Annotated in this window: 21 protein-coding genes; 1 reads left to right on the forward strand and 20 read right to left on the reverse strand. The window is 33.4% G+C overall.

Features of this window, described 5'->3' with window-relative positions; genetic code table 11:
- The 17 genes from SFC32_RS06620 to dnaG form a co-directional block, all read right to left on the reverse strand.
- Window positions 1-1,249, reverse strand: a 1,249-nt coding sequence (locus SFC32_RS06620) for a hypothetical protein (protein ID WP_411216638.1), incomplete at its 3' end; no start/stop codon positions are given.
- Window positions 1,250-1,281: 32 nt separating this feature from the next.
- Complete coding sequence (locus tag SFC32_RS06625) at window positions 1,282-2,547, reverse strand: hypothetical protein (protein ID WP_411216642.1); 1,266 nt, start codon at window positions 2,545-2,547, stop codon at window positions 1,282-1,284.
- A gap of 8 nt (window positions 2,548-2,555) precedes the next feature.
- Window positions 2,556-5,045, reverse strand: a complete 2,490-nt coding sequence (locus SFC32_RS06630) for an LTA synthase family protein (RefSeq protein ID WP_411216639.1) — start codon at window positions 5,043-5,045, stop codon at window positions 2,556-2,558.
- A complete protein-coding gene (locus SFC32_RS06635; protein ID WP_411216640.1) occupies window positions 5,029-6,807 on the reverse strand; it encodes a rhamnan synthesis F family protein in 1,779 nt (592 codons plus the stop codon). The genes SFC32_RS06630 and SFC32_RS06635 overlap by 17 nt, the downstream gene beginning before the upstream one ends.
- On the reverse strand, window positions 6,804-8,123 hold the full coding sequence (locus SFC32_RS06640; RefSeq protein WP_411050271.1) for a glycosyltransferase family 2 protein: 1,320 nt from the start codon (window positions 8,121-8,123) through the stop codon (window positions 6,804-6,806). The genes SFC32_RS06635 and SFC32_RS06640 overlap by 4 nt, the downstream gene beginning before the upstream one ends.
- Window positions 8,120-9,340 carry an ABC transporter ATP-binding protein gene (locus tag SFC32_RS06645; RefSeq protein WP_133018403.1) on the reverse strand — a complete coding sequence of 407 codons (1,221 nt, stop codon included), beginning with the start codon at window positions 9,338-9,340 and terminating at the stop codon, window positions 8,120-8,122. The genes SFC32_RS06640 and SFC32_RS06645 overlap by 4 nt, the downstream gene beginning before the upstream one ends.
- Entirely contained in the window at window positions 9,340-10,146 is an 807-nt protein-coding gene (locus SFC32_RS06650; RefSeq protein WP_074560549.1) for an ABC transporter permease, read from the reverse strand. The genes SFC32_RS06645 and SFC32_RS06650 overlap by 1 nt, the downstream gene beginning before the upstream one ends.
- Entirely contained in the window at window positions 10,143-11,078 is a 936-nt protein-coding gene (locus tag SFC32_RS06655) for a glycosyltransferase family 2 protein (RefSeq protein ID WP_411050144.1), read from the reverse strand. Before SFC32_RS06655 ends, SFC32_RS06650 begins: the two co-directional genes overlap by 4 nt.
- On the reverse strand, window positions 11,068-12,222 hold the full coding sequence (gene cps2T / locus SFC32_RS06660) for a beta 1-4 rhamnosyltransferase Cps2T (protein WP_074602284.1): 1,155 nt from the start codon (window positions 12,220-12,222) through the stop codon (window positions 11,068-11,070). Before cps2T ends, SFC32_RS06655 begins: the two co-directional genes overlap by 11 nt.
- 170 nt (window positions 12,223-12,392) lie before the next feature.
- Window positions 12,393-13,319 carry an ATP-binding cassette domain-containing protein gene (locus SFC32_RS06665; RefSeq protein WP_074602286.1) on the reverse strand — a complete coding sequence of 309 codons (927 nt, stop codon included), beginning with the start codon at window positions 13,317-13,319 and terminating at the stop codon, window positions 12,393-12,395.
- The gene (locus tag SFC32_RS06670) at window positions 13,312-14,382 is read right to left on the reverse strand and encodes an ABC transporter ATP-binding protein (protein ID WP_074602289.1); all 1,071 of its coding nucleotides are present in this window, start codon (window positions 14,380-14,382) and stop codon (window positions 13,312-13,314) included. Before SFC32_RS06670 ends, SFC32_RS06665 begins: the two co-directional genes overlap by 8 nt.
- Before the next feature lie 8 nt (window positions 14,383-14,390).
- The gene (gene oppC / locus SFC32_RS06675) at window positions 14,391-15,317 is read right to left on the reverse strand and encodes an oligopeptide ABC transporter permease OppC (RefSeq protein WP_021142592.1); all 927 of its coding nucleotides are present in this window, start codon (window positions 15,315-15,317) and stop codon (window positions 14,391-14,393) included.
- Window positions 15,317-16,819: an ABC transporter permease gene (locus SFC32_RS06680; RefSeq protein ID WP_074602291.1), complete on the reverse strand. Its 1,503-nt coding sequence runs from the start codon at window positions 16,817-16,819 to the stop codon at window positions 15,317-15,319. The genes oppC and SFC32_RS06680 overlap by 1 nt, the downstream gene beginning before the upstream one ends.
- A gap of 67 nt (window positions 16,820-16,886) precedes the next feature.
- Window positions 16,887-18,860, reverse strand: a complete 1,974-nt coding sequence (locus SFC32_RS06685) for a peptide ABC transporter substrate-binding protein (protein ID WP_411050143.1) — start codon at window positions 18,858-18,860, stop codon at window positions 16,887-16,889.
- A 354-nt stretch (window positions 18,861-19,214) separates the two neighbouring features.
- A complete protein-coding gene (locus SFC32_RS06690) occupies window positions 19,215-19,550 on the reverse strand; it encodes a metal-sulfur cluster assembly factor (RefSeq protein WP_039696672.1) in 336 nt (111 codons plus the stop codon).
- Between the two features lie 22 nt (window positions 19,551-19,572).
- Window positions 19,573-20,682 carry an RNA polymerase sigma factor RpoD gene (gene rpoD, locus SFC32_RS06695; RefSeq protein WP_024343868.1) on the reverse strand — a complete coding sequence of 370 codons (1,110 nt, stop codon included), beginning with the start codon at window positions 20,680-20,682 and terminating at the stop codon, window positions 19,573-19,575.
- 8 nt (window positions 20,683-20,690) lie between these two features.
- On the reverse strand, window positions 20,691-22,499 hold the full coding sequence (gene dnaG / locus SFC32_RS06700) for a DNA primase (RefSeq protein WP_411050173.1): 1,809 nt from the start codon (window positions 22,497-22,499) through the stop codon (window positions 20,691-20,693).
- Window positions 22,500-22,616: 117 nt separating this feature from the next.
- On the opposite strand from dnaG, the gene mscL reads away from it, so the two are divergent.
- Window positions 22,617-23,000, forward strand: coding sequence for a large conductance mechanosensitive channel protein MscL (gene mscL, locus SFC32_RS06705; RefSeq protein ID WP_411050172.1), 384 nt, complete (start codon window positions 22,617-22,619; stop codon window positions 22,998-23,000).
- Window positions 23,001-23,072: 72 nt separating this feature from the next.
- Here the strand turns inward: mscL and rpsU are convergent, their stop codons facing one another.
- The 3 genes from rpsU to SFC32_RS06720 all read right to left on the reverse strand — a co-directional run bounded on the left by rpsU (window position 23,073) and on the right by SFC32_RS06720 (window position 25,432).
- Window positions 23,073-23,249 carry a 30S ribosomal protein S21 gene (rpsU, locus tag SFC32_RS06710; protein WP_000048058.1) on the reverse strand — a complete coding sequence of 59 codons (177 nt, stop codon included), beginning with the start codon at window positions 23,247-23,249 and terminating at the stop codon, window positions 23,073-23,075.
- A 175-nt stretch (window positions 23,250-23,424) separates the two neighbouring features.
- A complete protein-coding gene (locus SFC32_RS06715; RefSeq protein ID WP_411050170.1) occupies window positions 23,425-24,240 on the reverse strand; it encodes a transporter substrate-binding domain-containing protein in 816 nt (271 codons plus the stop codon).
- A gap of 82 nt (window positions 24,241-24,322) precedes the next feature.
- A complete protein-coding gene (locus SFC32_RS06720) occupies window positions 24,323-25,432 on the reverse strand; it encodes an aminotransferase (RefSeq protein ID WP_411050169.1) in 1,110 nt (369 codons plus the stop codon).
- Between the last annotated feature and the right edge of the window lie 63 nt (window positions 25,433-25,495).

The following is a 25,495-nucleotide window of genomic DNA, read 5'->3' on the forward strand; positions in this document are numbered from 1 at the left end:
CATAAATGCTCGACATTAATCGACCTCTAATCTTCTGTCCCTCAACTGGCATTTTTATAACAGGACCTGACCAGATAGATTCAAATAAACTATCTGTCCATGTTGATAAAAATTTATTTTTAAAGAAATTAAAAGTATATTGAGGATGCTCAACCATGTATTCTATTCGAGTTGCGATTTGTTTCTTACTAGCCTCTTCAATCTTTTCTGAATTACCACTATATTCGTTATACACATTTTCAACATATGCATCATACCATCCAGCAACACGATTATAAAGTGGTGTATCATTCAACCCCATTGCCACCCATGCTATTTTAGGTTCTCCATCCAAATTTGTTTTGTTGGCTAAACTTTTATAGTGGTAAGATACTAAATTATTACTTCCATAAATCGACAAAGCAAGTAAAACTATAAAAGCCAAATTTTTCCATGATTTATGTTGTAATAAGTCAAGTACTAAGACTATAAAAATAGTTACTATTAATATAATATAATTGTTTCTGATAAAATCTGATAACGTTAAAAAGATTATACTCAACAGCATCATTGACCAGGATTTTTTTTCAAAATAGATTTGCAAAAAGAAAAGTCCTACAATTGCAAAAAACAAACCAAAGGTCAAACCATAAACAAATAAAATATTAAAAAGATGTGATAAGAAAGCAAACGAGAGGATTATTACAAGTTTTGAAATACTTTCCTTTTTGAATACTCGTTTTGTTATTCTCCAGAGAAAGAAATTATCAATAATAGAAAGTATCAAGTTTATAATAAAGAATACCTTAATATTACTTTCACCAAAAACAGTCAAAATCAATCGTTCAAAACTAACTAAACCTAGTTGATGAGGATATTTGTGAAGGTACCCTGATATATCCGTTAAAGATTGAATATCTCCACTATTTAGTGCTTTTGCTGCTTCTAAAACAGCTAAAGCATCATGACGAATTACATCATTTTGATGAAAAATTAGATAAACTCCAACAAGAATATAAAATAGCGAACCAAAAATGAATAATGTTGTTTCATTAATATACTTCAACAAACGTAATAACAAAAATATCAAGCATACAAAAATAACTAAACTAGCAAAAAAAGCCCAACCATTTAAGTGTATATTTGATAGCTCTGACCCATCCATTGGCATATTAGTTCTCACCAATATACTTGATACGCCTAAAAGGGTAAACAACAATAATCCCCAAATAAGAATAGCTTTTTGTCCTAAAAATGCTAAAAATTTCAACAAATTTCTCCTTAACAAAAGGGTAAAGCACCTCAAATTGACATGCTATTTTTGATATTATCGCTATCCAAATCTTTTTCTATAACAATACCAGAGATTTCTTTCGATAATAACAAAATCACAATTACAAATGAAAAAATGAGTGGTGTATATGTTCTAAGACCTGAAGCATAGATTGTTGGAGACAACGAAACAGTCATTCGTGAAGCATACCCTGCCGCTAAAACAACTAAAGCAGTTAAGCCACCTTTCCACTCTTTAAAAATCATGAATACTACTACAGCAACAATACATAAAATTAAAGTATACAAAACTATTGGGTAGAGATTTTCTTTTAGACTAAAATAGTTTGGAATTTCACTTTTATTTTGATTATCAATTGTTCTTTGAACTGCAGTTAGTAAACTATTCATTCCCAATCTTTGCGTAATGACAGTATATATTACTGTTCCTGAAACAAAAGTTGCAAAATATCGTTTTTTCATAATTGATACAACAATAATTAAAACTAACAATAAATAAACAATATTCAATTCAGATGTTACAAATAACACACGATTTGTTTCTAAATACCCTTTAATAATTTTAACTGGGAAAGAAATGGTTTCAAAACCAGGATACCAAATCTTGGTTTCAGTAGTTAATCTATTTGCAGATCCTGGACAAAGCAAACCAGAAACTAGCCCCAACAGCGATACACAAGTTGCGATAAAATAATTTTTATTTATTCTTTTGCATTCTAAATATGAACTAATAAGAGCAAAAACAAATAGAATGAATGCATAAACCGTAAATTGTTCTTGCATACAAGCAAATACAAGAAACGGCAAAGATAATATTGTATACCAATGTTTCTCCTGAATGATACAATACCACGCAATAACAAAGGAAATCATTGGGAAAAGATAGTTAGTAACTGTTGCAATCAAGCCTGCACTTGTGAAAAACAGACTTGGAAAAGAAAGTAGAAAAATAACAGGCGATACAAATTGTAATTTTCTGTACTTCTCTTCTCTTAGAAAAATTCCATTAAAACAATAGAAAAAAATTGCTACAGAAATAAGCACTGTTACATCAAATAGTAAATAATGATTTGACATAAACATTGTAACTGATTCAATTAACAATCTACTTGACCATGTTTTATAGCGATAAATAGCAAATTCAAAAAAGCCATATTTTTGAGCCATATGAGCAAAGCTAGTCTGATCTCCGGCATCATTAATATAAATAATAGACTCTAACGTGAATAAGAAGCTTATAAAAGCATAGTAGAGTGGTAAAATAAATTTTTTCATTTTCATAATTAATTAGTCACCTTAAAAAAAGATTTATATGACTTCAAGTATCCTTTGCCTGAAACCATATCATACTCAACAAGTTTTAAATCATTTGCTATTTTTTCTTGTTCAGTAGTTAATTTTTCTTTATCAACACTAGCATTCTCAAGAACTTCAGTTAACAAAGCATAATATGGAGAAACTTTTGAATTTGTTACAGCTAATAATTCAGCCGGAAAATCACTTGAATTAACCAGAGGATATGATAATATATCCGTTGAATAATTACTCCAAATAAAATAATCTGTTTGATATTGTCCAGCAGGATTATCGATAAATGATTCTTGTGGATAGAATCCAGGTAAGTGGTCTCCATAAAAAACAACCGTTATTTTTTGATTAATCTGACTTAATTTTTGTAACCATTCCTGAGTTGCTTGATCTGTCTGATAAAGTAACTTAGCGTAATTATTCATATAATAGTTTTCACCAGGCGAAAAACCTTCACCTGACCCACCAACTTCAGAATCCTCATCTAGATTCCATGGTGCATGGTTTTGGTATGTTATCACTGAAAAGAATTGATTCTTGCTCTCATCAATATTATCTAGGACAGTTTGATAAGTTGAAGCATCACTCGGATACACACCATAATGTTCCAAAGGTTTTGCCCTTTCAGTTCCATTACTCTCAGCAATAAATGTATCAAAACCAAGTTTACGGTACACTTCTTTTCGTGAATAAGTTGCGGCATCTCCTAAATGAATAGCATATTTATCTTTTGAAGAGTACGAATCGCTAATTGATGGAAAATAGGTCATCTGTGGTACAACATCTGTATACAATGTAGAAACTGAACTTGAAAGATTATACATTGGTAAACCTGTTAATGTTTCAAATTCCATATTAGCCGTTCCACCACCATATCCATCTGATTTCATTAAACCACTAGTTGTTGACTCTTTGATTGAATGAATTACAGGAATTGGATCAGTTGTTAAGTTCACATTTGAAATGCGATTAGGATCAGAAAAACTTTCACTTAAAACATAAATAACCGTTTGATCTGAAATATTATTTTTTCGAGAAGCATTGATATCTTGAGCTTTATGAGTATATTTTTTTACAATTTTTTCAATCTTTTCTTTACTATACTCCTCAGGTTTCTCCATTTTTTTCGAAGTCATTTGTTTTAACCAAACAAATGTCAAAGAACGCTCGCGAGCAACTGTTCCCTGTCCCATCCACTCAATGTTTTCAAAATTATTTAATCTAGATAAAACAGGTATATTTTCAGCGATATCACCATTTTCTTGCTGTAAAAATACAACAAATATATAACTAAAAATAGAAATAATCGCAACTCCTGTAGCTAAACGTGCCTTCCAGTTTTTTGTAATTTTTCCTCTTAATAATTGATTTCTAAATAAATAGAAAAAGATAACTGTTACAGATAAAGCTACTAACGAATAAAGAACCAATGTAATATTAATATAAGATATTACAAGTCTAATTTCTTTTACCCAACTCAAATCACTAAATAACAGAGGTTCATTACGCATACTAAATTTTATGCTATTAGCAACTGTTATTATGATTCCTAAAATTACAATGAATGTCGTCGTACGTAAAATTCGATTGACAATCATGTAAAGTAACAAATTAAATAAAGCAATAACAACTATTTGAAATAAGGTCGCTGATGGGAAAATAAAACGATCTAATATTTCTCCCTCACTCTTGATTCCATATTGAAACAAATAGTTAAATACTATCGCTAAAAGAAAACTCAATACAACAACAAGTGAGTAACTTGGAACATTTTCTTTTATAGCACTGAAGGAATTTAAAACAAAATAAATTAATAAGCTAATTAAAACTAAAGTTATCATCACACTCCAAGTTACACTTGAGAGGTATCCACTATAATTCCCTTTATCAATATATTTTGTTACCTTTTCCACCATCATATCAGTAAAAAGGCTGCCATTAAGCGCCAAGGAAGCAATTAAACCAATAGTAACCAATCGGTATGAATCAAATTCATCTAAAAAACTATCTAAAAGTTCTCTAACTTGAAATTTAGAAGATAAATAAAAAATGGTAGCCGATAACAAAATAATAAAAATAATAGTCGGCAAAAAAGAAAACTGTAAAAAGTCATTTTTCATTAGATTCCACCATTTAAAATCTCCATTATTTAAATTTCGAGTGACTACTAAGAAATAAGAAATAAAAAGATAAATTACATAACCACTTGCTATTTCAATAAAAAATTTTCTTTTAAAATAACTTGATAAATAAACAGCTATTCCTAAAACAGATAAAACATATGCAGTAATGCAAAAAGTCTTAAGAATAAGAAATTGATCTGATAAATTATCGCCTTGTCCCTTCAAAAAATAAAAGTTAAGAAGAGAAAAGTTAAGATAAAAGAATAACGTAAACAAAAGTAGATAATGTAAGATCTTTGTCCAATTAGTTTCCTCAAAAACGGCTTTAACCTTTTCTATCATGAGTCATTTTCTCCAAAGTTCTTTTAACAATATATTTCATAGCTCTAGCTGGCCCAACAAAGATATATTTAAAAGCACCTTTTATCCCACCCATATATGTAAAATCAACATAAGTGTGAGGAGCACTATCACCACGTTCATTATATAATTTGTTATCAACAAATGGTGTTATTGAAACTTTATTTTTAGAGATTCTAAAATCATAGTGTTCATTCCATGCAATATAAACAAGTAATCGTTCAATAGCATGTAAAATAGAATTTTGTGGTAATGGTTCAGCTGGAACATCTTCATCAGTTAATTCTAAATCAAATAACGGTTTTAAGGCATCATACTTAAACCAGACAAAGGTTCCATAACTCATAACAAATGTATGGAAATCATTGAAATCAATTGTTTTGGTCATTCCCATTTTTTCCCATAAATCATTCATTTCAGGAGCAATCAAATGTTCGTTCCACGCATCAACAATCTTATTAAATCTAAAAAAAGTCGGGATATCAGCAATAACAAGTCCCAATTTATCATTTTCAAAGTTAGCAAGAATATTATCAGCAGGTTTTATTAGCATATCAATCAGCTCATTTCGCCAAGATTCACCTGCCCAAAAATCTGCCTCTTTAGATTTTTTAGTATGGAAATGTCCAATATAATCATAACCAGATAAATATTCTTTCAACTTCAACATTGGTAGAACATCACGTCCAATATTTCCAGTTACAAAAATTCGAGCATTTTTACCATTTTCATCTAAAATCGATTTAATTTCCTGTTGTTTAGTTTCACTATCAGTTGTAATATATAAATCATAACTAAAATGGAAATTTTCAAAAGCATTCAGAAAATCTTCTAATAAATCAACATAGAAAACATGAAGATGCACTGCAACTTTTTTATCTGTTAACGAAACCGCAGGGACTTCTTTAACGTACTTTCTAGCCAACAAATACTTAAAGTCAGGGAAATTGATTTCAGACATGTGCGAAATAATTAAGTCCACTGGGTAATCTGTTTTTTTATCAATTTCATCCAAAAGATAGGGTACAATATGCTGATTATTATCAATTGCCTTAACTTTGATAAACGGTACTTTATGACTTAAAATTGCCGTTGGATGGTAAAAGGAAAAATCAGCGTGCAACATGTGACTTGCATCTTCATTTACAGTATTAAAAATGACTTTATATTTAAATCCTGCATCCAAGAATTTTGTCGTTACTTGTGTTTCGTAGTTATCAATTACCTCTTGAACATTGGTATAGTTTTTCACATTTTCCCAAAAATCTTTAAACTCTGGAGAAACAATAACAGATTTTTTAAATGTAATAAAATAACTTTGAATATGCTCGCGAAAACCTTGAGTATAGCGAGACTTAGGAGTAGCACGGTTATTTGTTAGCCCCCAGAAATCAACACTATCATCACTCTCATACTCAAGATAGTAATCTTTAATATCCCACAACGGACCGAAACATGTATCATTCATAATTGTGACAGAATCATAAGTAGCCAGCTCTTCAAATCCAACTGCAGTCATACCATCACGCCAAGCAGCAAAATCAAAACCAATATTTTCTCTTTGAATAAAAGAATCCATCAATCGATGTTCAACTAACTTGCGATAATCATTATCATTAATCGAACTATTTGAAATAAATACCACTTTTGAAAAAAGTGGGCGCATTTTTGTCAATTGGTAATACACATGTGAACTAATATGATTGTACTTATTAAAATGGACGTACAATAATAAACGTTTCATTTTTTTCTCCTAAAAAAATTAATAATAGCAGTAGGAATTGTCCAACGTCGTGAATGTGTAACTGAATTATAAGCAACAATCATTTTCTCTAGTTCCTGTTTATAATAGTTTCTTTCATCATTCACTTGTTTGTAATTAATTCTATATGATTCTAATTCTTTAACTTGCTTTTGTAAATGTAATAAATCTTGAGAAAGAGTTTTAGCAATGTAATCATCCCGGTTAATATCATCTACATTAAACATTTCATAAATTAGTTTAAAAGTTTTTTGACTGGATGTAGAAACATCATAAATCAATTGAGGATCATAACCTTTAAACATAACATAATTTCCAATGATATCACCATTTGAGTAACTTGATAAAATTTCTGTATCAGATTCCTGACTAATCAAAGCAACTCGCTTATAAAAACTAGGTAACTCAGATAAATCAACTCTAACTGTAGTTACTGCTTCTGGAAGATTGAACACTACGCATCCATTCTCTTCAAACTTATATTTAAGAACCTTATCTTCGCTAAAATTTTCACCTTCAGCAATATAATAGATTTTTACATATTGATTTTCAAAAGCTAAATTAATATTTTTATCAAAGTGAATACCAATTGCACGCTCTATTTCATCGCTGGCAATTGTCTGATACTTAGTCAATATATAAATATATGCTTCATAGAATTTTAGAAGGTCGCCTCTTGCTGAGCGTGAAACATCAAAGACTCGATAATTTAAAAACGTACTATGATTAGCAATAGGTTTCGCATTTCTTACTAAAACAAGATTTAAAAAGAAATCATAATCCTCAAGTTGTTTTATACTATCATCATATTTTACGTCACCTAAAACAGACGTTCTAACTAATGAAGTCGACGAAATATAATTTCCGACTAAGAATGTATTTAAGTCAAACTCTCTAGCTTGTACTACCACAGCACCATTTTCAGGGTTTACTAAGTTACAATATGCTATATCAGCATCATTGTTTTCAAGACTGTACAATAATTCTGAAACATAATTTTCTTCAAGATAATCATCACTATCTACAAAAAGAAAAAAATCACCATTTATTAAATGTAAGCCCTTATTTCTGGTTCTTACCACTCCTGAATTGTCATGAACGAAATAATGAGTTTTGTTATAAGGAGAATCTTTAAGAGTTTCCTTAATAACCTGACCTGAATTATCTGTTGACCCATCATTTAATACAATTAATTCAATATTCTTATGAGTTTGGTTAAATATACTCCTTAAACACTGTTCAATGTATTTTTCGTGGTTATAACAAGTTACTAAAACTGATACTAAAGTCTCACTCATTTAAACTTCCAAGTTCCATTTCTTTGAATTATACCTGTTGCAGAATCTAAAGCAGAAATATCATCTGATGCAATATCATCTCTGTTGATTACAATAATAGGATTTGTTGTAGCATCCGTAAATGCGAGCATGTTTCCATCAACGTCTCTAACAGTCACTTCCAATTTTAATTTCAAATTGTTGACTGAAGATAATTTACATGAATAATAAGCTGTTTTATGTCCAATTTCCTTAGTCTTATTATCCAATGTGTTATCATTATAAATCCATACATTACGATCAATATCAGTTAACGATAGTCCAATATATGTTTCAACGTCTTCCATCACATCATACTCAATTTTAAAATTAATATCATCATTTGGAGTAATCTGATTAGAAGATAATAATTCTAGCTTGAAATTTTCAACCTTTGGTTTTACTTTTTCAGCACTATCACCTTGATTTTGTTCCTTCTGAGTTTCCTTCAAAGGAGCTGTATTATCGTAGCTGTATTGGTTGGCAACATCAAACGGATCACCATATGCTTTAACCAAACCGTTTTCAATAAGAACAGCGCGGTTACAATACTTCTTAACTGCTCCCATATCATGGGTTACAAGAATTGTTGTCTTACCACTTTCTTTACGTTCCATGAAATAATCATTACACTTACGTTGGAAAGCTTCATCACCTACGGCAAGGACTTCATCAAGAATGAGCACGTCACCTTGGGCTTTAATAGCAACTGAAAACGCTAAACGGACTTGCATACCACTTGAGTAGTTTTTTAGCTTTTGATTCATGAAATCTTCTAGCTCAGCAAACTCAACGATGTCATCATACATGGCATCGATTTCTTCAGTTGTGAACCCAAGCATGGCACCGTTCATGTAGACATTTTCTCGTCCTGTCAATTCAGGGTTAAAACCAACTCCAAGCTCAATAAATGACACCATTTTACCATTAACCGTAACTGTTCCTTTTTCTGGAACATAGATTTGTGAAATGATTTTCAAAAGTGTTGATTTACCAGAACCATTACGACCAACAATCCCAAAGAAATCTCCTTTGTGAACATCAAATGAAATATCTTTTAAGACATGTTGCTCACGATAACCTTTGACTCCTTTAAAACGATTAACTAGAGCTGTACGTAAACTATGAGTTGCTTCAGTTGGTAGTTTAAAATATTTACTAACATGATCAACTTTTACTGCAATTTCTTTATCTGACATTATAAAATCTCCGCAAATTTCTTAGCATGTTTATGGAAAATTGAATATCCAACAATAAGAATTAAAACTGGAAGGATGTAAGGAATAACTCCCCAAATATGATTGTTATATAACTCCCAACCACGCATGCTACCTGAATAAACAATGTAATGACGCATATCTTGAATGATTTGTGCAAGTGGGTTTAGCATCATTAATTTTGCTACGGTAAACTGATTTTTTTGAATAATAAAAGTCAATGAATAGATAACAGGTGTAGCATACATTCCAGCTTGCATTACAACTTCCCAAATCGGTCCCAAGTCACGATATTTAACAAATAAAGCTGCAAGAATAAAAGCAACTCCCGCTGATATCATGGCTAATTCAATAAACAATGGAATAATGACTAAAAAGTTCCAACTTAAGTGAACACCATTAACTAGTGCAAAAACAAATACAACTAAAAGGTTAATACCATAGTTAATAGCTGCACCAACTACTGAAGAGATAACAATGATTTCCTTAGAAAAATTCAATTTACGTAATAAGTCACCACGAGTTACAATTGAAACCATCCCCATATTGGTAGCTTCTTGGAAAAATGACCATGTTACCATACCTAAAAGCACACCAATTGCATAATGAGGTGTTCCGTCATCTAATCTCAAAAAACGGATAAACACCAAATACATAATTGTGAAAAGCATCAATGGTTTTAAAATTGACCACAAATGCCCAATTAAACTTCCTTGGTAGCGAAGTTTAAAGTCCGTTTTTACCATTTCTTTTAATAAGATTTTATTTTCTTTACTAAAGAACTTCATTTATTTCTCCTATAACCAAATTTGGTAATAATTAATGTTCTAAACACAAGCGTATGGAAGGTACGATTTTTGCGTAGGCCATACTGATTCAAGGTTTTAATTCGCTGAATCAGTGGCTTGTCCATAATCGTTGTGAAATTTTCAACCAAGTCTCTTTTTTCAGGGGTCAATGCTAAAGCTAATAAAAAGCGTGCTTGAGTTTGACTAGCATTAATCAACCACCAATATTTTTCGACTAATTTATGAGGCTTAATCCAATTTTTCATGCGTTTAGTCCATGTACGCGCTCCCAACACATTAGCATCATGTTGACGATACAATTCCGTTGGGTAATCAACATAAGCAAGATTACCTAAAGCGCTAGCAAGCAAAGCAAGATACCAATCGTGCATCAACAAATCCTCTGTCGATGTCCATAATTCAGCCAATGCATGATTTATCATTGCTGTACCGCCAGTTACTGTGTTTTCAGTCAGTTCTTGGACCAACTCAGTATTGGCATGATCAGACTGTGTTTTAATCATGCTTTCATGTAAAATATTTAAATCTCGGTCAACAATTTTCAAATCTGTATAAACTAATAAAGGTTTCTGACTATCATACTTTTCTGCTTCTGCTAAAGTAACGGCCAATTTATCTTCTAACCAAATATCATCTTGATCAGAAAAGAAATAGTAATCAGCTTTGCTATGTTTTAAAAGGGTATAAAAGTTTTTAATAACACCAAAATTTTCACGATTGTCAGCATTAATAAAAACAATACGTGAATCAAGCTGCGCATAGTGCTTAATAATTTCGGGTGTCGTATCACTAGAGCCATCATCACGAATATACAAAGTCCAATCTTTGACTGTTTGTTTCTGAATGCTTTCAATCTGTTCAGTCAAAAATTGTTCACCATTGTAGGTAGACATGAGAATGTTAATCTTCATTTAAAAATAGTCCCTCGTACTCTCCAACGATTTTTTCCCATGTGTAATTTTGTTTAACAATGGCACGCGCACGATTGCCATATTCCGTAAAATCATAATGACCATCGGCGTCATTAATCAAACATGAGAGATTACCTGATGTTTTATTCCAATAAAAAGCACTTGCTCCTGCAACTGACTTATTGAAAGGCACATCAAGTACAAGATTTAACTTGGTATGTCCTAGAGCTTCTAACAAACCAGGATTTGTTCCACCAACTTCATGACCGTGGATATAAGCAAAAGCATTCTCACGAATATAGTTCAGTAAGTCACGATCATATACAGTGCCGACAAACTTAACCCTGTGATCACGTTCAAAGTTTGTCAAATGTTTTAACTTGTCAAAATAAGCACTATTTTTGTGGTTAGAAATAATAATCAAATCACGTCTTGTATTTGATTTCATAAACTCACGAATTGCTGTTTCATAATTGTTTTCTGGCACAAATCGACCAACGATTAGATAATAGCCATTTTCCTTAGTTTTCCAATTATCAAAACATTTTCTAACCTTATAATCATCAGCAGTTAGGGTTGATTTTTTCAAATCCGTTCCATAAGCAATAAAACGTGTCTTAGCATCTGGATAAGATTCTTTAATATAATTTTCAATACCGATATTATCTGAAATAACCAAATCAACTGTTTTAGCCATCGATTTTTCAGCATATTTTAAATAAGCTTGAACCGGTTTTGACCATTTTGAGCGTTTCCACTCAAGACCATCTGGATTGACATAAACTTTCCCACCAAGAGCGTGAATTCTCCAAACAAAAGGTGCAATAAATGCCCCAATTGTGTTACCCAAAATATAAAAAATAGGGTGTTCAATACCAGATCTTTTTACCATTTGAAGTCCATAAGTAATTGCCATCATATCATAAGCAATCACTCGTGCTGGACCAATTTTAGGTGCCTTGATGGTAAAACAATCTGCGCCCTCATATTTAAAATGCGTATGATGTTTATCATCACTTAAACAAGCGACGTGATAAACAATATCTGAGCTCTGCTTATTTTTTACCAACTCCTCAACAAAAGTCTCAAAGCCACCATACTTTGCAGGCAAACCTCGACTTCCGATGATGAATACATGTTGCATGGCACACTTCTCCATTCTAAAATACAATCAAAAATATTATACCATATTTTAAATAAGCTGGCGATGGAAAAACGAAAGCCTCTTGAGAATATAGGCAGTTTAGAAAAATAACATAACTAAAAAGGAAGTTAAGCTTTCGCTTAACTCCTTAAATGATATTGCTAATCCCCTTATAATAACTCTTGCTGATACTTTTCGATTTCTTCTTGATTAGCCCAAATAAAATGATTGGGTTTTATTTCAAACATCCGAGGCTTGTCAACTGTATAATCATGTTGTTCCGGATCGTAGACAACTAATTCTTTTTGGCGCTCTAAGATTGGATCTGGAATAGGAACTGCAGATAACAGAGATTTAGTGTAAGGGTGAATAGGATGATGAAATAACTCCTCAGTTTCAGCAATTTCAACAATCACCCCTTGATGAATAACTGCAATACGATCTGAAATGAAACGTACAACTGACAGATCGTGCGCGATAAACAAGTATGTCATACCATTTTCTCTTTGAATCTCTTTCAACAAATTAAGTACCTGCGCTCTAACCGAAACATCCAAAGCCGAAATAGGTTCGTCAGCGATAATAAATTCTGGATTCATTACAAGCGTTCTTGCAATTCCAATACGTTGTCGTTGTCCCCCTGAAAATTCATGAGGATATCGTGTTAAATGTTCTGGTAACAAACCTACCTTTTCAATAATTTCTCTAACTTTTTGTCTACGTTCTTCTTCGTCTTTATATAATTTAAAATTATAAAGACCTTCAGAAATGATATAATCTACTGTTGCTCGCTCATTTAAACTGGCTGCTGGATCCTGAAATATCATCTGAATTTTTTGAATAAGATTTCCTTTTTCAGCCTTACTCAACCTCGTATTGATTCTCTTACCGTCAAAAATTATATCTCCAGAACTTGTCTCATTAAGGCCTACTATTGCTCGTGCAATCGTTGTTTTTCCACTTCCTGATTCTCCGACAAGTGAAAATGTCTCTCCTTTGTTGATAAAGAAATTCGCATTTTTTACAGCAGTAAATTTCTTATTTCCCTCCCCAAATGAGATTTCTAAATTTCGAATATCTACTAATTTTTCAGGCATTTTCTCTCTCCTTACTCAACATTTTTTGCGAAATCTTATGATGTAAATCTTGGATAACCTCCGGCTTATCAACTTTTGGAGCATCTGGATGAAGTAACCAAGTTTTAGCCCAATGCGTTTTTGATACATTAAAAATCGGTGGTTCTTCCGTAAAATCAATTTTCATTGCAAAATGTGATCGCGGAGCAAATGCATCACCTTGAATTGACGCATAAAGAGAGGGAGGGGCACCAGGAATTGAAAAAAGCAAGCCACTTTTTTCATCAGCTAATTGAGGAAGACTAGATAATAAACTCCATGTATACGGATGCTTTGGATCATAAAAGAGTTCTTCAACTGTTGCATACTCAATAATTTGTCCTGCATACATGACAGCAACTTTATCAGCGATACTAGCTACAACACCTAAGTCGTGCGTGATAAAAATAGTTGTAAATTGATATTCTTTTTGCAATCGTTTTAATAGCGCAAGGATTTGTGCTTGGATGGTAACATCAAGTGCTGTCGTTGGTTCATCACAAATCAATACATCCGGCTTACAAGCAAGCGCAATAGCGATAACAATACGTTGTCGCATACCACCTGAATATTGAAAAGGATATTCATCAAATCTGCGTTCTACATCAGAAATTCCAACTTCTTTCATATAGTTTAGAGCCATTGCTTTAGCTTCTGATTTTGAAAGATGTTGGTGTTTAACGATAACATCAACAATCTGACTGCCAATCGTTTTAATAGGGTCAAGAGATGTCATCGGATCTTGAAAAATAGTAGCAATCTTACTTCCACGAATCGACTCCCAATCTTTATTTGATTTTAAATCAGTTAACTCTTGTCCACGATATAAAATAGAACCATTTGAAATAAAACCATTACTTTCTAGCATCCCTGTAAAAGTTTTGGTTAGAACAGATTTCCCACTTCCAGACTCCCCAACAATTGCAAGAACTTCTCCTTTATAAAGATCCAGCGAAATATTTCGGATAGCTGTCAAAAGACGATTACGCACCTTAAATTTTACAACTAAGTTATTCACGCTAATTATTACATTTTCACTAACCATATTCTCTCCTATCTATGTGTCCTTGGATCACTTGCATCAGCAAGATTTTGACCAATGATATATAACGGCAAAGATACCAATACCAAAACCGTCAGAGGAATCCAAAATAAGTAAGCATTAGTCGTTAAATTAGAGGAATAATTTGAAATTAAACGCCCTAGACTTGGAACTGAAATTGGAAGCCCAATACCAAAATAAGAAAGAAAAGCTTCATATGAAATGTAGGATGGTAATAACTGAGATACCATAGTCACAATTACAGAAATCAGTTGTGGCAATAAATTCTTAACAACAATTCTAAATTTTGATGTTCCTAAAATTTGACTAGCAAGATTGTATTCTAAATCACGATAACGTAAGATTTGGACACGAATCGAATAAGCAATTCCAATCCATCCTGTAATACAGAATGCAAGTATCATATTCCAAAAACCTGCACCCAAAGAATAGGTTAAGACCATAATAATTAACAACTGAGGAATATTAGAGACAACGTTATATACCTCAATCATAATGGTATCAACTGTCTTTGAGACACCCCATATGCCACCAATAACAACCCCTAAAATCATATTAATAACTGTTGCTAAAACAGAAATTAAAATAGAATTTCTAGCACCGTACCATACACAATCAAATAAAGATCTACCATCTTTATCCGTACCAAACCAATACTGACTATTCGGCCAAACATAACGTTTCGAAAAGTCATTAATATTACTGACATCATTAAAATTACAATGAACAAAGAATGGATAGACAAAACTCATAAAAATGATTGCAATCAATATTGCTAACATAAAGAAAGTAGATTTTTTAGAGAAAAATTGTTTAAAAACAGATTTCCAATAAGAATAAGTTGGAGCATCGATAATTTCTGAAGCTGAACTATCTAAACTAACAAATTCAAATTGTTTCTTATCAATTTTTTCCACTATTTTTTACCTCCTTTTGATGATAACTTAATTCGAGGGTCCAATATAACCATTAAAAGGTCACCTAGCAAGAGAGAAATAATTGATAAGCTGGTAAATAAGAAAACTAAACCTACAACCATCGAGTTATTAGTGGCCTTGATTGAATCAATCAACATTTTCCCCATACCAGGAAAAGCAAAAATCGTTTCAGTCAAAGTAGCTCCTACAATTGTCCCTAAAATAGCCTCTGGTATCCCATTAACAATCGGAACCATAGCTTGCTTAAATAAGTGTTTCTTAGAAATTTCGTTTTCAGATAATCCTTTCGATCTAGCGAATTTCACAAAATCACTATTTTGTAAATCAACAACATAACGTCTAAACCAAACGACAATCCCTGGAATACTCAAAAATCCTAAAATAAATGCTGGCAATACATAAGATCGCCAATCGTGAGCTCCTAGAGTTGGGAAAGCATCTGGTAACCCAATCGCTGAACCAATAAAACGAATCGCATAAATAATAGCAATACTAGGAACAGCTAGCAAAAACGTAACAATGCCTGTTGAAAAACGATCAAAAAAACCATTCTTAAATCTAGCCATTAAAAGTCCAATCGGTAACCCTAACAAGTATGAAATAAGTACACCGATTACACCAATTCGAACTGAATTGGACACCATTGAAGGATCTGAGTAAATACTTCTTGTCGCAGTATAAGCATCACCCTTTCCAAAATTATTGACTGCCATTGCATCAGCTTCTTTAGGTGATTTGTAAGTTCGTGTATAGATATCTATCGAACTCATTTTAGTTTTACCCGTTGGGAATTTAACTTCTTTTAATTTTGCTTTCCCTTGACCTTGATTAATTACTTGTAAAATCGGCACATTAGCATAAGTTGGATAAGAAATACCAAGATTCATCGTCACAATATGTTGATGAACAAATGGAAAGGCACCATTAAAGTAAATCAAGTACTTATGCTCCGTTCCTGAACCAACCAAAGCTGGACCTATTGCAGGATCATTTTCAAACCGAACATAGCGTTTTAAATTTGGATTAGATGAATCCTTAATCTTCCAAGGATGATCAATCACAATCAAATTAGAGTAAAATTTCAGCACTCTTTCGTAGAGTGGAATTTCGCGTACTGCATAAAATTTTTTACTTTCTGGAAACTGGTAAAGTTTCCATCCTTTTCCAAGTTTATCGACACAATCTTGATAAATTTTTTTATTCTTTTTGGTATTATCAACGGTGACTTTACTATCTATTGTAGAAGCAATCTTACTTAAATCTTTACTATCTTTGTACTCAATATATCCTGTCTTACTATAAATTTGATTTTCATAATTAATTCGCTTGTCAGCTGTTGTCACCATTTTATTATAATTAGGATCTTGTCTAAAAATGAGGTGTCTCGGTACTAAAGCGTATATAATGCCGTAAGTTAATGTCGTTACTAATAAAATCGATACCAGCGAACGCAGAATTCGCATTCCAACATATTTTTTCATAATTCCTCCAAAAATCATCAAGTTAAAGATTCCCCGAAGAACGGAGAATCTCTAGCTATCAAATATGTTATTTTTCAATATGCTCAGAAAGCTTTTCTTGATATTCTGTGTTTGATTTATCTTTGGCCTTTTTCCAACTATCTAAAGCTTTTTTGTATTGTTTAACCGTAACAGGCTTATCTTGCAATTGATAATATTTGTAACAGTCACTACCTTTAATTCCAGATGTTGAATAAGAAGCCGAAAATGGAACGACTTTTGAAACTGATGGTCTACCACCTAAAGATGTTGTTGGTATAATGATAGCGCTATCCGTTAACCACGCTTGGGCTTTTGCATAATCTGTATAACGGGCAGTTATATCATCAGTAACATTATTTGCATCTGTAACTAATTTATTGAACTGATCCAATCCTACTCTTTGTGCAACTTCTTTACCTTCATCAGTTGATGAATCAATACCACTATTCTTAATTGAAGTACCTGTATCTGAATTTAAGATATCAAGATAAGTAGAAGGATCATCATAATCGGGACTCCATCCAGAGTCTTGAGACAAATCATAATCCTTTTGATCAGCTGATTCTGCAAAATATCCTGTACGTTGATAATCTTCTTCACTTTCTTTTTGAATATCAACAACGACGTTATCCTTACCAAGTGATGCTTCCACAGATTGCTTAAATGAATTAGCTTGTTGTGTCGTAATATCACTTGTTTGATTTACAGGAAAATCTAAGTGGATTGGAAATTGAACACCCTCACTTTGCAATGTAGATTTTGCTTTAGAAAATGCCGCTTTTGCCTTATCAACATTGTATAATCCATCTTTAGCATCTGAAAAATCAACATCTTTCCAAGTTGCATTATCGCCTAACTCATCTTTAACATAATCACCAAAATCCTTACCATCAGAAGACACAAATTTTGGTGGTACAAACATACTACGAAGTGATTTAGTTGAAGCCTCTTGACCAACATTTTGTGAATTGTAGGCTGCTCTGTTAAAAGCAAAAGTAACAGCTTGACGGAAGTCTTTATTTAAAATAGCTTCATGGGTATCATTTTTTTGAGTATCACTGTTTTTTGAAGTAAAATCATAAGCTTTACGATTCAAATTAAAGACAACGAAATAGGTTGATTGATCCTGTAATGAGTAATTAATTTCATTTTTATGGTTCTTTTCAATTTTCTTGAAACCTGGTTTGGTTGGGTATAGTCTTGAACAGCTGTAATTTCCTTTTTCAAAATTTTTATAAAGAGATTCAGGATCTGAACCATCAAAATAAGTTAGTTTAACCCCATCAAGTTTTACGTGCTTAGCATCCCAATAATTTTCATTTTTATCAAATTCGATTGAAGATTTAGAAGTCAAAGATTTCAAAATAAACGGACCATTATAAAGAATACTAGATGGATCTACAGAACCAAAATCTTTACCCTTTGCCTTCAAGAAATCTTTATTAACTGGTTGAAGTACACCATAGGTCGTCTTAGAATTCCAATAGGTTTCAGGTTTATTCAAAGTATACTGAACAGTATATTTATCTAACGCCTTAACGCCAACAGTTGAAAAATCTTTTGTAGCACCACTAACATAATCATCCAAACCTTTTATTGAATTTTGCACAATGTAAAGGGCATCTGATTTCTTATCAGCTGCATGCTTTAATCCTGTAACAAAATCATTCGCCGTAACTTCTGCATATTCTTCACCATCAGAAGTGTACCACATAACACCTTTTCTCAGCTTATAGGTATAAGTTAAACCATCAGCTGAAACTTTCCAATCTTTTGCAAGAGAAGGCACTAAATTACCGTATTTATCATTCTCTAGCAAACCATCTATTCCCTGAGTTGTTACAGATGATGTAGTTGCTCGACCTGATACTGTATAATCTAGTGTATTCGGATCAGAAACATAGACATAAGAATAAACATTTGATTTTTGCTTAGTCGATTTTGAATTAGAACATCCTTGTAAAAGCGAAACCGATAAAAGTGCAACTCCTGCGACAGTTAAATATTTTTTCATAAACATCCTCTTTTCATAAAAATAAATCTGATTATATCAACAACAACCACGACTTATTCATTCCATTTGAGTAATGTTACAAAAAAGCGTCTGTAATATTTACTGTTCATGATAAATCCCTCTTTTCTATACCCCAATATAAAAATGTTATAAATAAGAACCCATTTTATCAAAACTTCTTACTTATGAGAGATAATATAACACCATCAGATTAAAATGTAAAGACTATTTATGGAATTTTCTAAATTTTTTGTATTTGTTACACAATTTGTTAGATAAAACATCTCTATAAAAAACATTAATAAAGACTATGTGAATTTTGCCACACAAAAACACCAGCATTTCTACTGGTGTCATCTTTTATCTAATTCCCAAAGCAATGCGGGCATAGCGACTCATTTTATCAACTGACCAGGCTGGGTACCATACCAATTTGACTTCAGTATTAGTTACCTCAGGAATCTCACGCATTGCATCGTGAATTTGATCGGTAAGAAGGTCTGCTAGTGGACAACCCATTGTTGTTAAGGTCATATCAATTTCAGTGTGTCCATTTTGTTCGAATCGAATCTCATAAACAAGCCCTAGATTAACAATATCAATCCCTAATTCAGGGTCAATAACTGTTTCCAAAGCTTCAAGAATACGATCTTTAATCTTTGCGACATCTTCTTCTGTATATTTTTGTTCAGACATAAGCGAACCTCTTGACTATTTTTTAATCTTCGATAAAATCACGGAGCTGTTTGCTACGGCTCGGATGGCGAAGCTTGCGAAGTGCTTTAGCTTCAATCTGACGAATACGTTCACGCGTCACGTTGAAGACTTTACCAACATCTTCCAATGTACGCATTTTACCATCATCGAGACCAAAACGCAAGCGCAAGACGTTCTCTTCACGGTCAGTCAATGTGTCTAAGACTTCATCAAGTTGTTCACGAAGAACAACACGAGTTGTGTAGTCTACTGGATTTTCAATAACTTCATCTTCAATGAAATCCCCAAGATGGCTGTCATCTTCTTCACCGATAGGTGTTTCAAGAGAAACAGGTTCTTGAGCGATTTTCAAGATTTCACGAACTTTATCAGGCGTCATATCCATACGTTCAGCAATTTGTTCTGGCGTTGGATCTTGTCCAAGTTCTTGAAGAAGGTTACGTTGTTCACGAACAAGTTTGTTGATTGTTTCAACCATGTGAACAGGGATACGGATTGTACGAGCTTGGTCAGCAATCGCACGTGTAATAGCTTGACGAATCCACCATGTTGCATAAGTTGAGAATTTGAACCCTTTTGAGTAATCAAATTTATCAACGGCTTTCATCAATCCCATGTTACCTTCTTGGATAAGATCAAGGAATTGCATACCACGTCCAACATAACGTTTAGCAATAGAAACCACCAGACGCAAGTTAGCTTCTGCCAAACGTTGTTTTGCTTGAAGATCGCCTGCTGCGACTGCAACTGCCAATTCTTTTTCTTCTTCGCTTGACAACAAAGGCACAACCCCAATTTCTTTAAGGTACATACGAACTGGGTCATTAACTTTAGCAGAGTTGCTACCAAGCAATTCTTCGTCAGTTAGTTCTTCAGGTTTTGGTTCTTCAACCACATATTTTGTTGATGGGTTACCTTCTTTATCAGTAATTGAAATACCACCGTCTGTCAAACGTTCCAAAAGATCATCAATTTGATCAGCATCGAGTGAAAATGGAATAACCAATTTTTCTGTCACTTCGTCATCGACAGCTGTTCCGTTCTTTTTATGATTACGAATAAATTCTGCAACTTGAACATTAAAAGTAGTAATTTCTTTTTCTTTTGCCATATTTTCCTCTATTCCATTTTTCTTTTTTGAGCAATGAGATTTTCCAAAGCCGCAAGTGCTGCATCAACATCCCCAAGATTGCTAGATTCACGAATTAACTTACTTTGCTTTTGCAAATCTCTTTCTTGGAGCAGGCGATTGCGTTTTTGAATAATTTCCTCAATTTCATTAGGGGCAACATCTTCTGGTAGATTTTCTTCTAACACTTGATAATACATCTGCCGCGTTCGGTCATCTAGCTGCGCTAAATCATAGGAAGTCACCTCACCTTGTTGCATCAACAAATCATAAAGTGTCTGCAATTCTTGGGTATCAAAGGTAAATTCTTCCCGATTTCTAAATTCATTAAGAAGATAATCATGCGTCAACAACCGTTGCATCAATTGACTCTCTGCTTTCATAATCGCAGAGATATTCTTTGATATTGGCAATTCAACGACCGTCACTCTTTGCTTAGCAGCTTCCGACTGAAGAGCTGAACGATTTTGAAGTCGCTCGCTGTTTACCGACTGTTCAACTTGATAATAATCAAAGTCAGGCAATAAATCAGCCACCATATTAATATACGAATTTTGTGCTGTAATTGACGGCGATTGTGCAATAATCCTAGAAATTTTTTCCACATAAGCAATCTCAGCCTGGAGATTATCACTATTTTCCGGTTTTAAGTAATGAATAAAGAATTCAGTACTGCTAATGCGACTATTTTCAAGCAAGTTAGCCAGGGCTTGAGGTGAATTCTTTTGAATGAACTCATCTGGGTCCATCTGTTCAGGAACTCGCACAATTTCAACATTAAAATCTTTTAAAAGCTCTAAAGACTTAGCAATCGCATTCTGCCCAGCATTATCACCATCATATGTTAAAATAACTTTTTTAGCATATCGTTTTAAATGTCTGACGTGTTCAGGTGTTAATGCCGTCCCCATCGAGGCAACAGCATTTTCAATACCAGCGCGATAAGCCGCAATAACGTCCATGAAACCTTCCATCAAGTAAACTTCATGTTTTTTAGACATAACCGGACGAGCTTTATCAAGATGATACAATTCATAAGACTTATTAAATAAAGCTGTCGACCTTGTGTTCTTATACTTAGCTTGCTGACTATCTAAATCCTCTTTCGTCCAAATACGCCCAGAAAAAGCAACCACCTGACCATTATCATCCGTCAAAGGAAACATGATACGATTTTGAAACGCATCATAAACTCGATTGGTACGTTCAGACAAATTAAAAAGACCTGAAGCCATCAAAGCATTCTCTTCATAACGTTTTGCAAGAGATTGATAAAGAAAATCAGGCTCATTTGGCGACAATCCAATATTGAAATAATCAATCAATTCATCCGTCAAACCACGTTGTGCTAGATAAGCTTTCGCTTCTTGACCTTCTTTGGTTGTTTTTAAAACAGCATTGTAAAACTTAGCCGCATCCTTATGAATATCAATAAGAACTTGGTTAGGATTTTGCGTTTTTGCTTGTGCTTGCTGTGTTTCAACCTGCAAAGGAATTCCAGCACGTTCAGCGACACGATGAACACTCTCTAAAAAACTAATCTGATGATATTCCTCTAAAAACTTGTAAACATCCCCAGATTTTCCGCAACCAAAACAATGAAAAAACTGCTTGTCTTCAATAACATTAAAAGATGGCGTTTTTTCCTTATGAAATGGACATAATCCTATATAGTTGCGTCCTGCACGTGTAAGATTGACCACTTCGCCAATAACATCAACAATATTAACGCTATTTTTTATCTCGGTAATTAACTCTTTGTCAATTGCCAAAAGATCACCTCCACGCACTATTCCCATTTTAGTTTTGTATTTCATTATACCATTTTGATTCAGATTTGTAAATTCTCAAAAACCAGACTTTAGCACATAATTTTGGTATAATAATACTAATAAAACATACAGGAGGTTTTTCGTATGATTAAAGAACTCAAAGAATTTTTGTTCAAAGCAAACGTTCTTGATCTCGCTGTCGCTGTTGTTATGGGGGCTGCTTTCAACGCTATCGTAACATCACTTGTTAATGATGTCATTACACCACTTTTCTTAAACCCAGCTCTAAAAGCTGCTGGTGTTGCCAAAATAGCTGACCTTTCTTGGAATGGTGTCGCTTATGGTAGCTTTCTAAGTGCTGTTATCAACTTCCTTATTGTTGGTACAACACTATTCTTCATCGTCAAAGCTGCTAACGCCGCTGCTGCTCTTACTAAGAAAGAAGAAACTGGAAAAGCAAACGAAGATGCCGCTCCAACTCAAGAAGAACTTCTTACAGAAATTCGCGATTTGTTGAAAGAAAAATAATCTTTATCAATCGTTAAAGCATAAAAAGAGACGCCTAGCTTAGCGCCTCTTTTCTTTGTATCTAATGTTTAATTAGAATTTTTTACGTTTGCGAGCTGCTTCTGATTTGCGTTTACGTTTTACAGAAGGTTTTTCGTAGAATTCACGTTTACGTGATTCTTGAAGAGTCCCAGCTTTAGTCACAGAACGTTTGAAACGACGAAGTGCATCGTCAAGTGATTCGTTTTTACGTACTACTGTTTTTGACATATGTTTCACCTCCTCAAGACATTGTAACATTTACACGTTCCTTACCATGATACATGAATTATATCAAAAAGTCAATCTAAAAACCGCATTAAATGACAATTTTTGCGATTTCTCCTAGTCCACTAAAATAATATTTTAAAATAGAAAAAAAGAGCCGTAAATCAGCTCTCTTTTATTAGTCTTCGATTTCATTTGCTGTCAATTTTGCAGCGTCTGAAATGTACTGTTTGTATTTATCGTCTTTAGCTAATTTTTTGATAACTTTATTAACTGTCTTAACCATTTTGCCACTACCTTTTGGCATTGCTACCGCTTTAGAGTCTCCATCACTAGTTTTTAGAGCAAAACCTGCAAGAGCAATATCTGAGTTTTGTGACAAGTAACCTTCAGCAACTGGTTTTTCAAGGTCAACCGCTTGAACTTGACCAGATTTCAATTCATTAATGGCTTCACCCATTGCTGTTAGAGAAACAATTTTTGAATCTTTCAATTGGTCTTTAGCCAAACCTTCTTCGATAGTTCCTTTTTGAACTGCTACTTTTTGACCTGACAAGCTACTAATTGAAGTGAATTTATCAAGGTTGCTTGTTTTGACAAGAATGGCATTTTCAGTTTCGTAGTACGGGTCTGAGAAATCGTAAGCATTTTTACGTTCCTTAGTTGCTGACAAACCAGAAATCGCAATATCAGCTTTACCAGTTTGAAGACTTGAAAGGACGTTATCAAAACTCATTGAAGACAATTCAGGTTTAACGCCAAGTTCATCAGCAATGGCTTTCGCCAACTCAACATCAGCACCGACAATAGTATCTTTGCCATTAACCAAAGCTTTAAACTCAAATGGTGCATAGTCTGGACTGATTGCAACAACTAATTTACCTTTTTTAACCACTTTTTCTTGCAAATTTTCATTTGATGAAGATCCACAAGCTGCCAAGGCAAAAACAGAGACAAGCGCAAGTGCCCCTAGAACAAGCTTTTTAATTTTCATATTTATTCTCTCTTCTCTTAATATTATCTCTATTTTATCCATTTTTGAACGATTAGTCAACGATTTTTGAATAAAAATTCAATTATTTATTCAAACACAAAGATAATAACTCTAATCCCTTTTCTAAAGTTTCTTTTTTACATGAATATCCTAATCTAACATATCCTTCTCGCTCAAAACGGTTTCCAGGAACCAATAAGACACCGTAATTTTTGAGCAGAGTCAGGCAAAATTCCTCAATTGGACAATCAACCTCCAATTTGACAAATGAAGTCGGCACTTCTGCTGGTCTTATATAGGAAGCTTTTTTCTCTTTTTTTATCCATTTGTCAAGAATTTCAAGGTTCTGTCTGATGATTTTGCGATTACGCTCTAGAATTACGTCCTTATGTTTCAAAGCTAAGCTAGCAACCATATCGTCAAACACACCCGCACAAATCATGGTATAGTCGCGATAATCACGCAAAATATCAGTTACTTTATCACAAGCGGCCACCCAGCCGACACGAATTCCAGGCAGTGAAAAGGTCTTAGAAAGACTATTTACCGAAATCCCCTTTTCATACAAATCAATAATCGACGAAACTTTTGTGTCCGTAAAAGGACGATAAACCTCATCGGCCAAAATATAAGCTCCGCAAGATCTAGCAATAGCGACTAGTTCACGCAGATAGTCATCATCCATAACAGCACCCGTCGGGTTATTGGCATTATTAATGCAAATCATTTTGGTATTTGGACGAATCAATTGACGAAGTTCTGCTAAATCTGGTAACCACTTATTTTCTTCACGGACCTGCCATAAATCAACCTCCGCTCCCAAAGATTTTGGAATATCATAAAGTTGTTGGTAAGTTGGATACAAAGAAATCACATGATCCCCAGGTTCAATCAAACCATACAAAACCAGCATATTCGCACCTGTGGCACCGTTGGTTTGGAGAATTTGATTTTCAGTCACAGATTCATATAATTGACTGACCGCCTTTTTAAATTCTGGAGCCCCTTCAATCCAGCCATAATTTAATTTTTTAGCAAGTAATTCCTGATAAAAAGACGTTTCAGACTCCCCTGTCAATTCAAATAATTCTTGCAATGTTAGAGCTTCTATTGACACACCTGCAATGTCATACACAGCTTCTCTTTCGTGGCTATTGAGCCATTCTTCGACTCCAAATCGTGGTAATTTCATCGCTTACCTCTTTTGACTTTCTAAGATTATTTTACCATCCGTAAGGAAAAACTGAGAGCAATA

The sequence above is a fragment of the Streptococcus sp. TATVAM-FAB8 genome (assembly GCF_046592795.1).
In the GTDB taxonomy this organism is placed as follows: domain Bacteria; phylum Bacillota; class Bacilli; order Lactobacillales; family Streptococcaceae; genus Streptococcus; species Streptococcus ruminicola.

Excerpts from the sequence above, each read along its gene's own strand:
- SFC32_RS06625 (WP_411216642.1), bottom strand. The coding sequence starts at position 2,547 with ATGAAAAAATTTATTTTACCACTCTACTATGCTTTTATAAGCTTCTTA.
- SFC32_RS06630 (WP_411216639.1), bottom strand. The coding sequence starts at position 5,045 with ATGATAGAAAAGGTTAAAGCCGTTTTTGAGGAAACTAATTGGACAAAG.
- SFC32_RS06635 (WP_411216640.1), bottom strand. The coding sequence starts at position 6,807 with ATGAAACGTTTATTATTGTACGTCCATTTTAATAAGTACAATCATATT.
- SFC32_RS06640 (WP_411050271.1), bottom strand. The coding sequence starts at position 8,123 with ATGAGTGAGACTTTAGTATCAGTTTTAGTAACTTGTTATAACCACGAA.
- SFC32_RS06645 (WP_133018403.1), bottom strand. The coding sequence starts at position 9,340 with ATGTCAGATAAAGAAATTGCAGTAAAAGTTGATCATGTTAGTAAATAT.
- SFC32_RS06650 (WP_074560549.1), bottom strand. The coding sequence starts at position 10,146 with ATGAAGTTCTTTAGTAAAGAAAATAAAATCTTATTAAAAGAAATGGTA.
- SFC32_RS06655 (WP_411050144.1), bottom strand. The coding sequence starts at position 11,078 with ATGAAGATTAACATTCTCATGTCTACCTACAATGGTGAACAATTTTTG.
- cps2T (WP_074602284.1), bottom strand. The coding sequence starts at position 12,222 with ATGCAACATGTATTCATCATCGGAAGTCGAGGTTTGCCTGCAAAGTAT.
- SFC32_RS06665 (WP_074602286.1), bottom strand. The coding sequence starts at position 13,319 with ATGCCTGAAAAATTAGTAGATATTCGAAATTTAGAAATCTCATTTGGG.
- SFC32_RS06670 (WP_074602289.1), bottom strand. The coding sequence starts at position 14,382 with ATGGTTAGTGAAAATGTAATAATTAGCGTGAATAACTTAGTTGTAAAA.
- SFC32_RS06680 (WP_074602291.1), bottom strand. The coding sequence starts at position 16,819 with ATGAAAAAATATGTTGGAATGCGAATTCTGCGTTCGCTGGTATCGATT.
- SFC32_RS06685 (WP_411050143.1), bottom strand. The coding sequence starts at position 18,860 with ATGTTTATGAAAAAATATTTAACTGTCGCAGGAGTTGCACTTTTATCG.
- SFC32_RS06690 (WP_039696672.1), bottom strand. The coding sequence starts at position 19,550 with ATGTCTGAACAAAAATATACAGAAGAAGATGTCGCAAAGATTAAAGAT.
- rpoD (WP_024343868.1), bottom strand. The coding sequence starts at position 20,682 with ATGGCAAAAGAAAAAGAAATTACTACTTTTAATGTTCAAGTTGCAGAA.
- dnaG (WP_411050173.1), bottom strand. The coding sequence starts at position 22,499 with ATGGGAATAGTGCGTGGAGGTGATCTTTTGGCAATTGACAAAGAGTTA.
- mscL (WP_411050172.1), top strand. The coding sequence starts at position 22,617 with ATGATTAAAGAACTCAAAGAATTTTTGTTCAAAGCAAACGTTCTTGAT.
- rpsU (WP_000048058.1), bottom strand. The coding sequence starts at position 23,249 with ATGTCAAAAACAGTAGTACGTAAAAACGAATCACTTGACGATGCACTT.
- SFC32_RS06715 (WP_411050170.1), bottom strand. The coding sequence starts at position 24,240 with ATGAAAATTAAAAAGCTTGTTCTAGGGGCACTTGCGCTTGTCTCTGTT.
- SFC32_RS06720 (WP_411050169.1), bottom strand. The coding sequence starts at position 25,432 with ATGAAATTACCACGATTTGGAGTCGAAGAATGGCTCAATAGCCACGAA.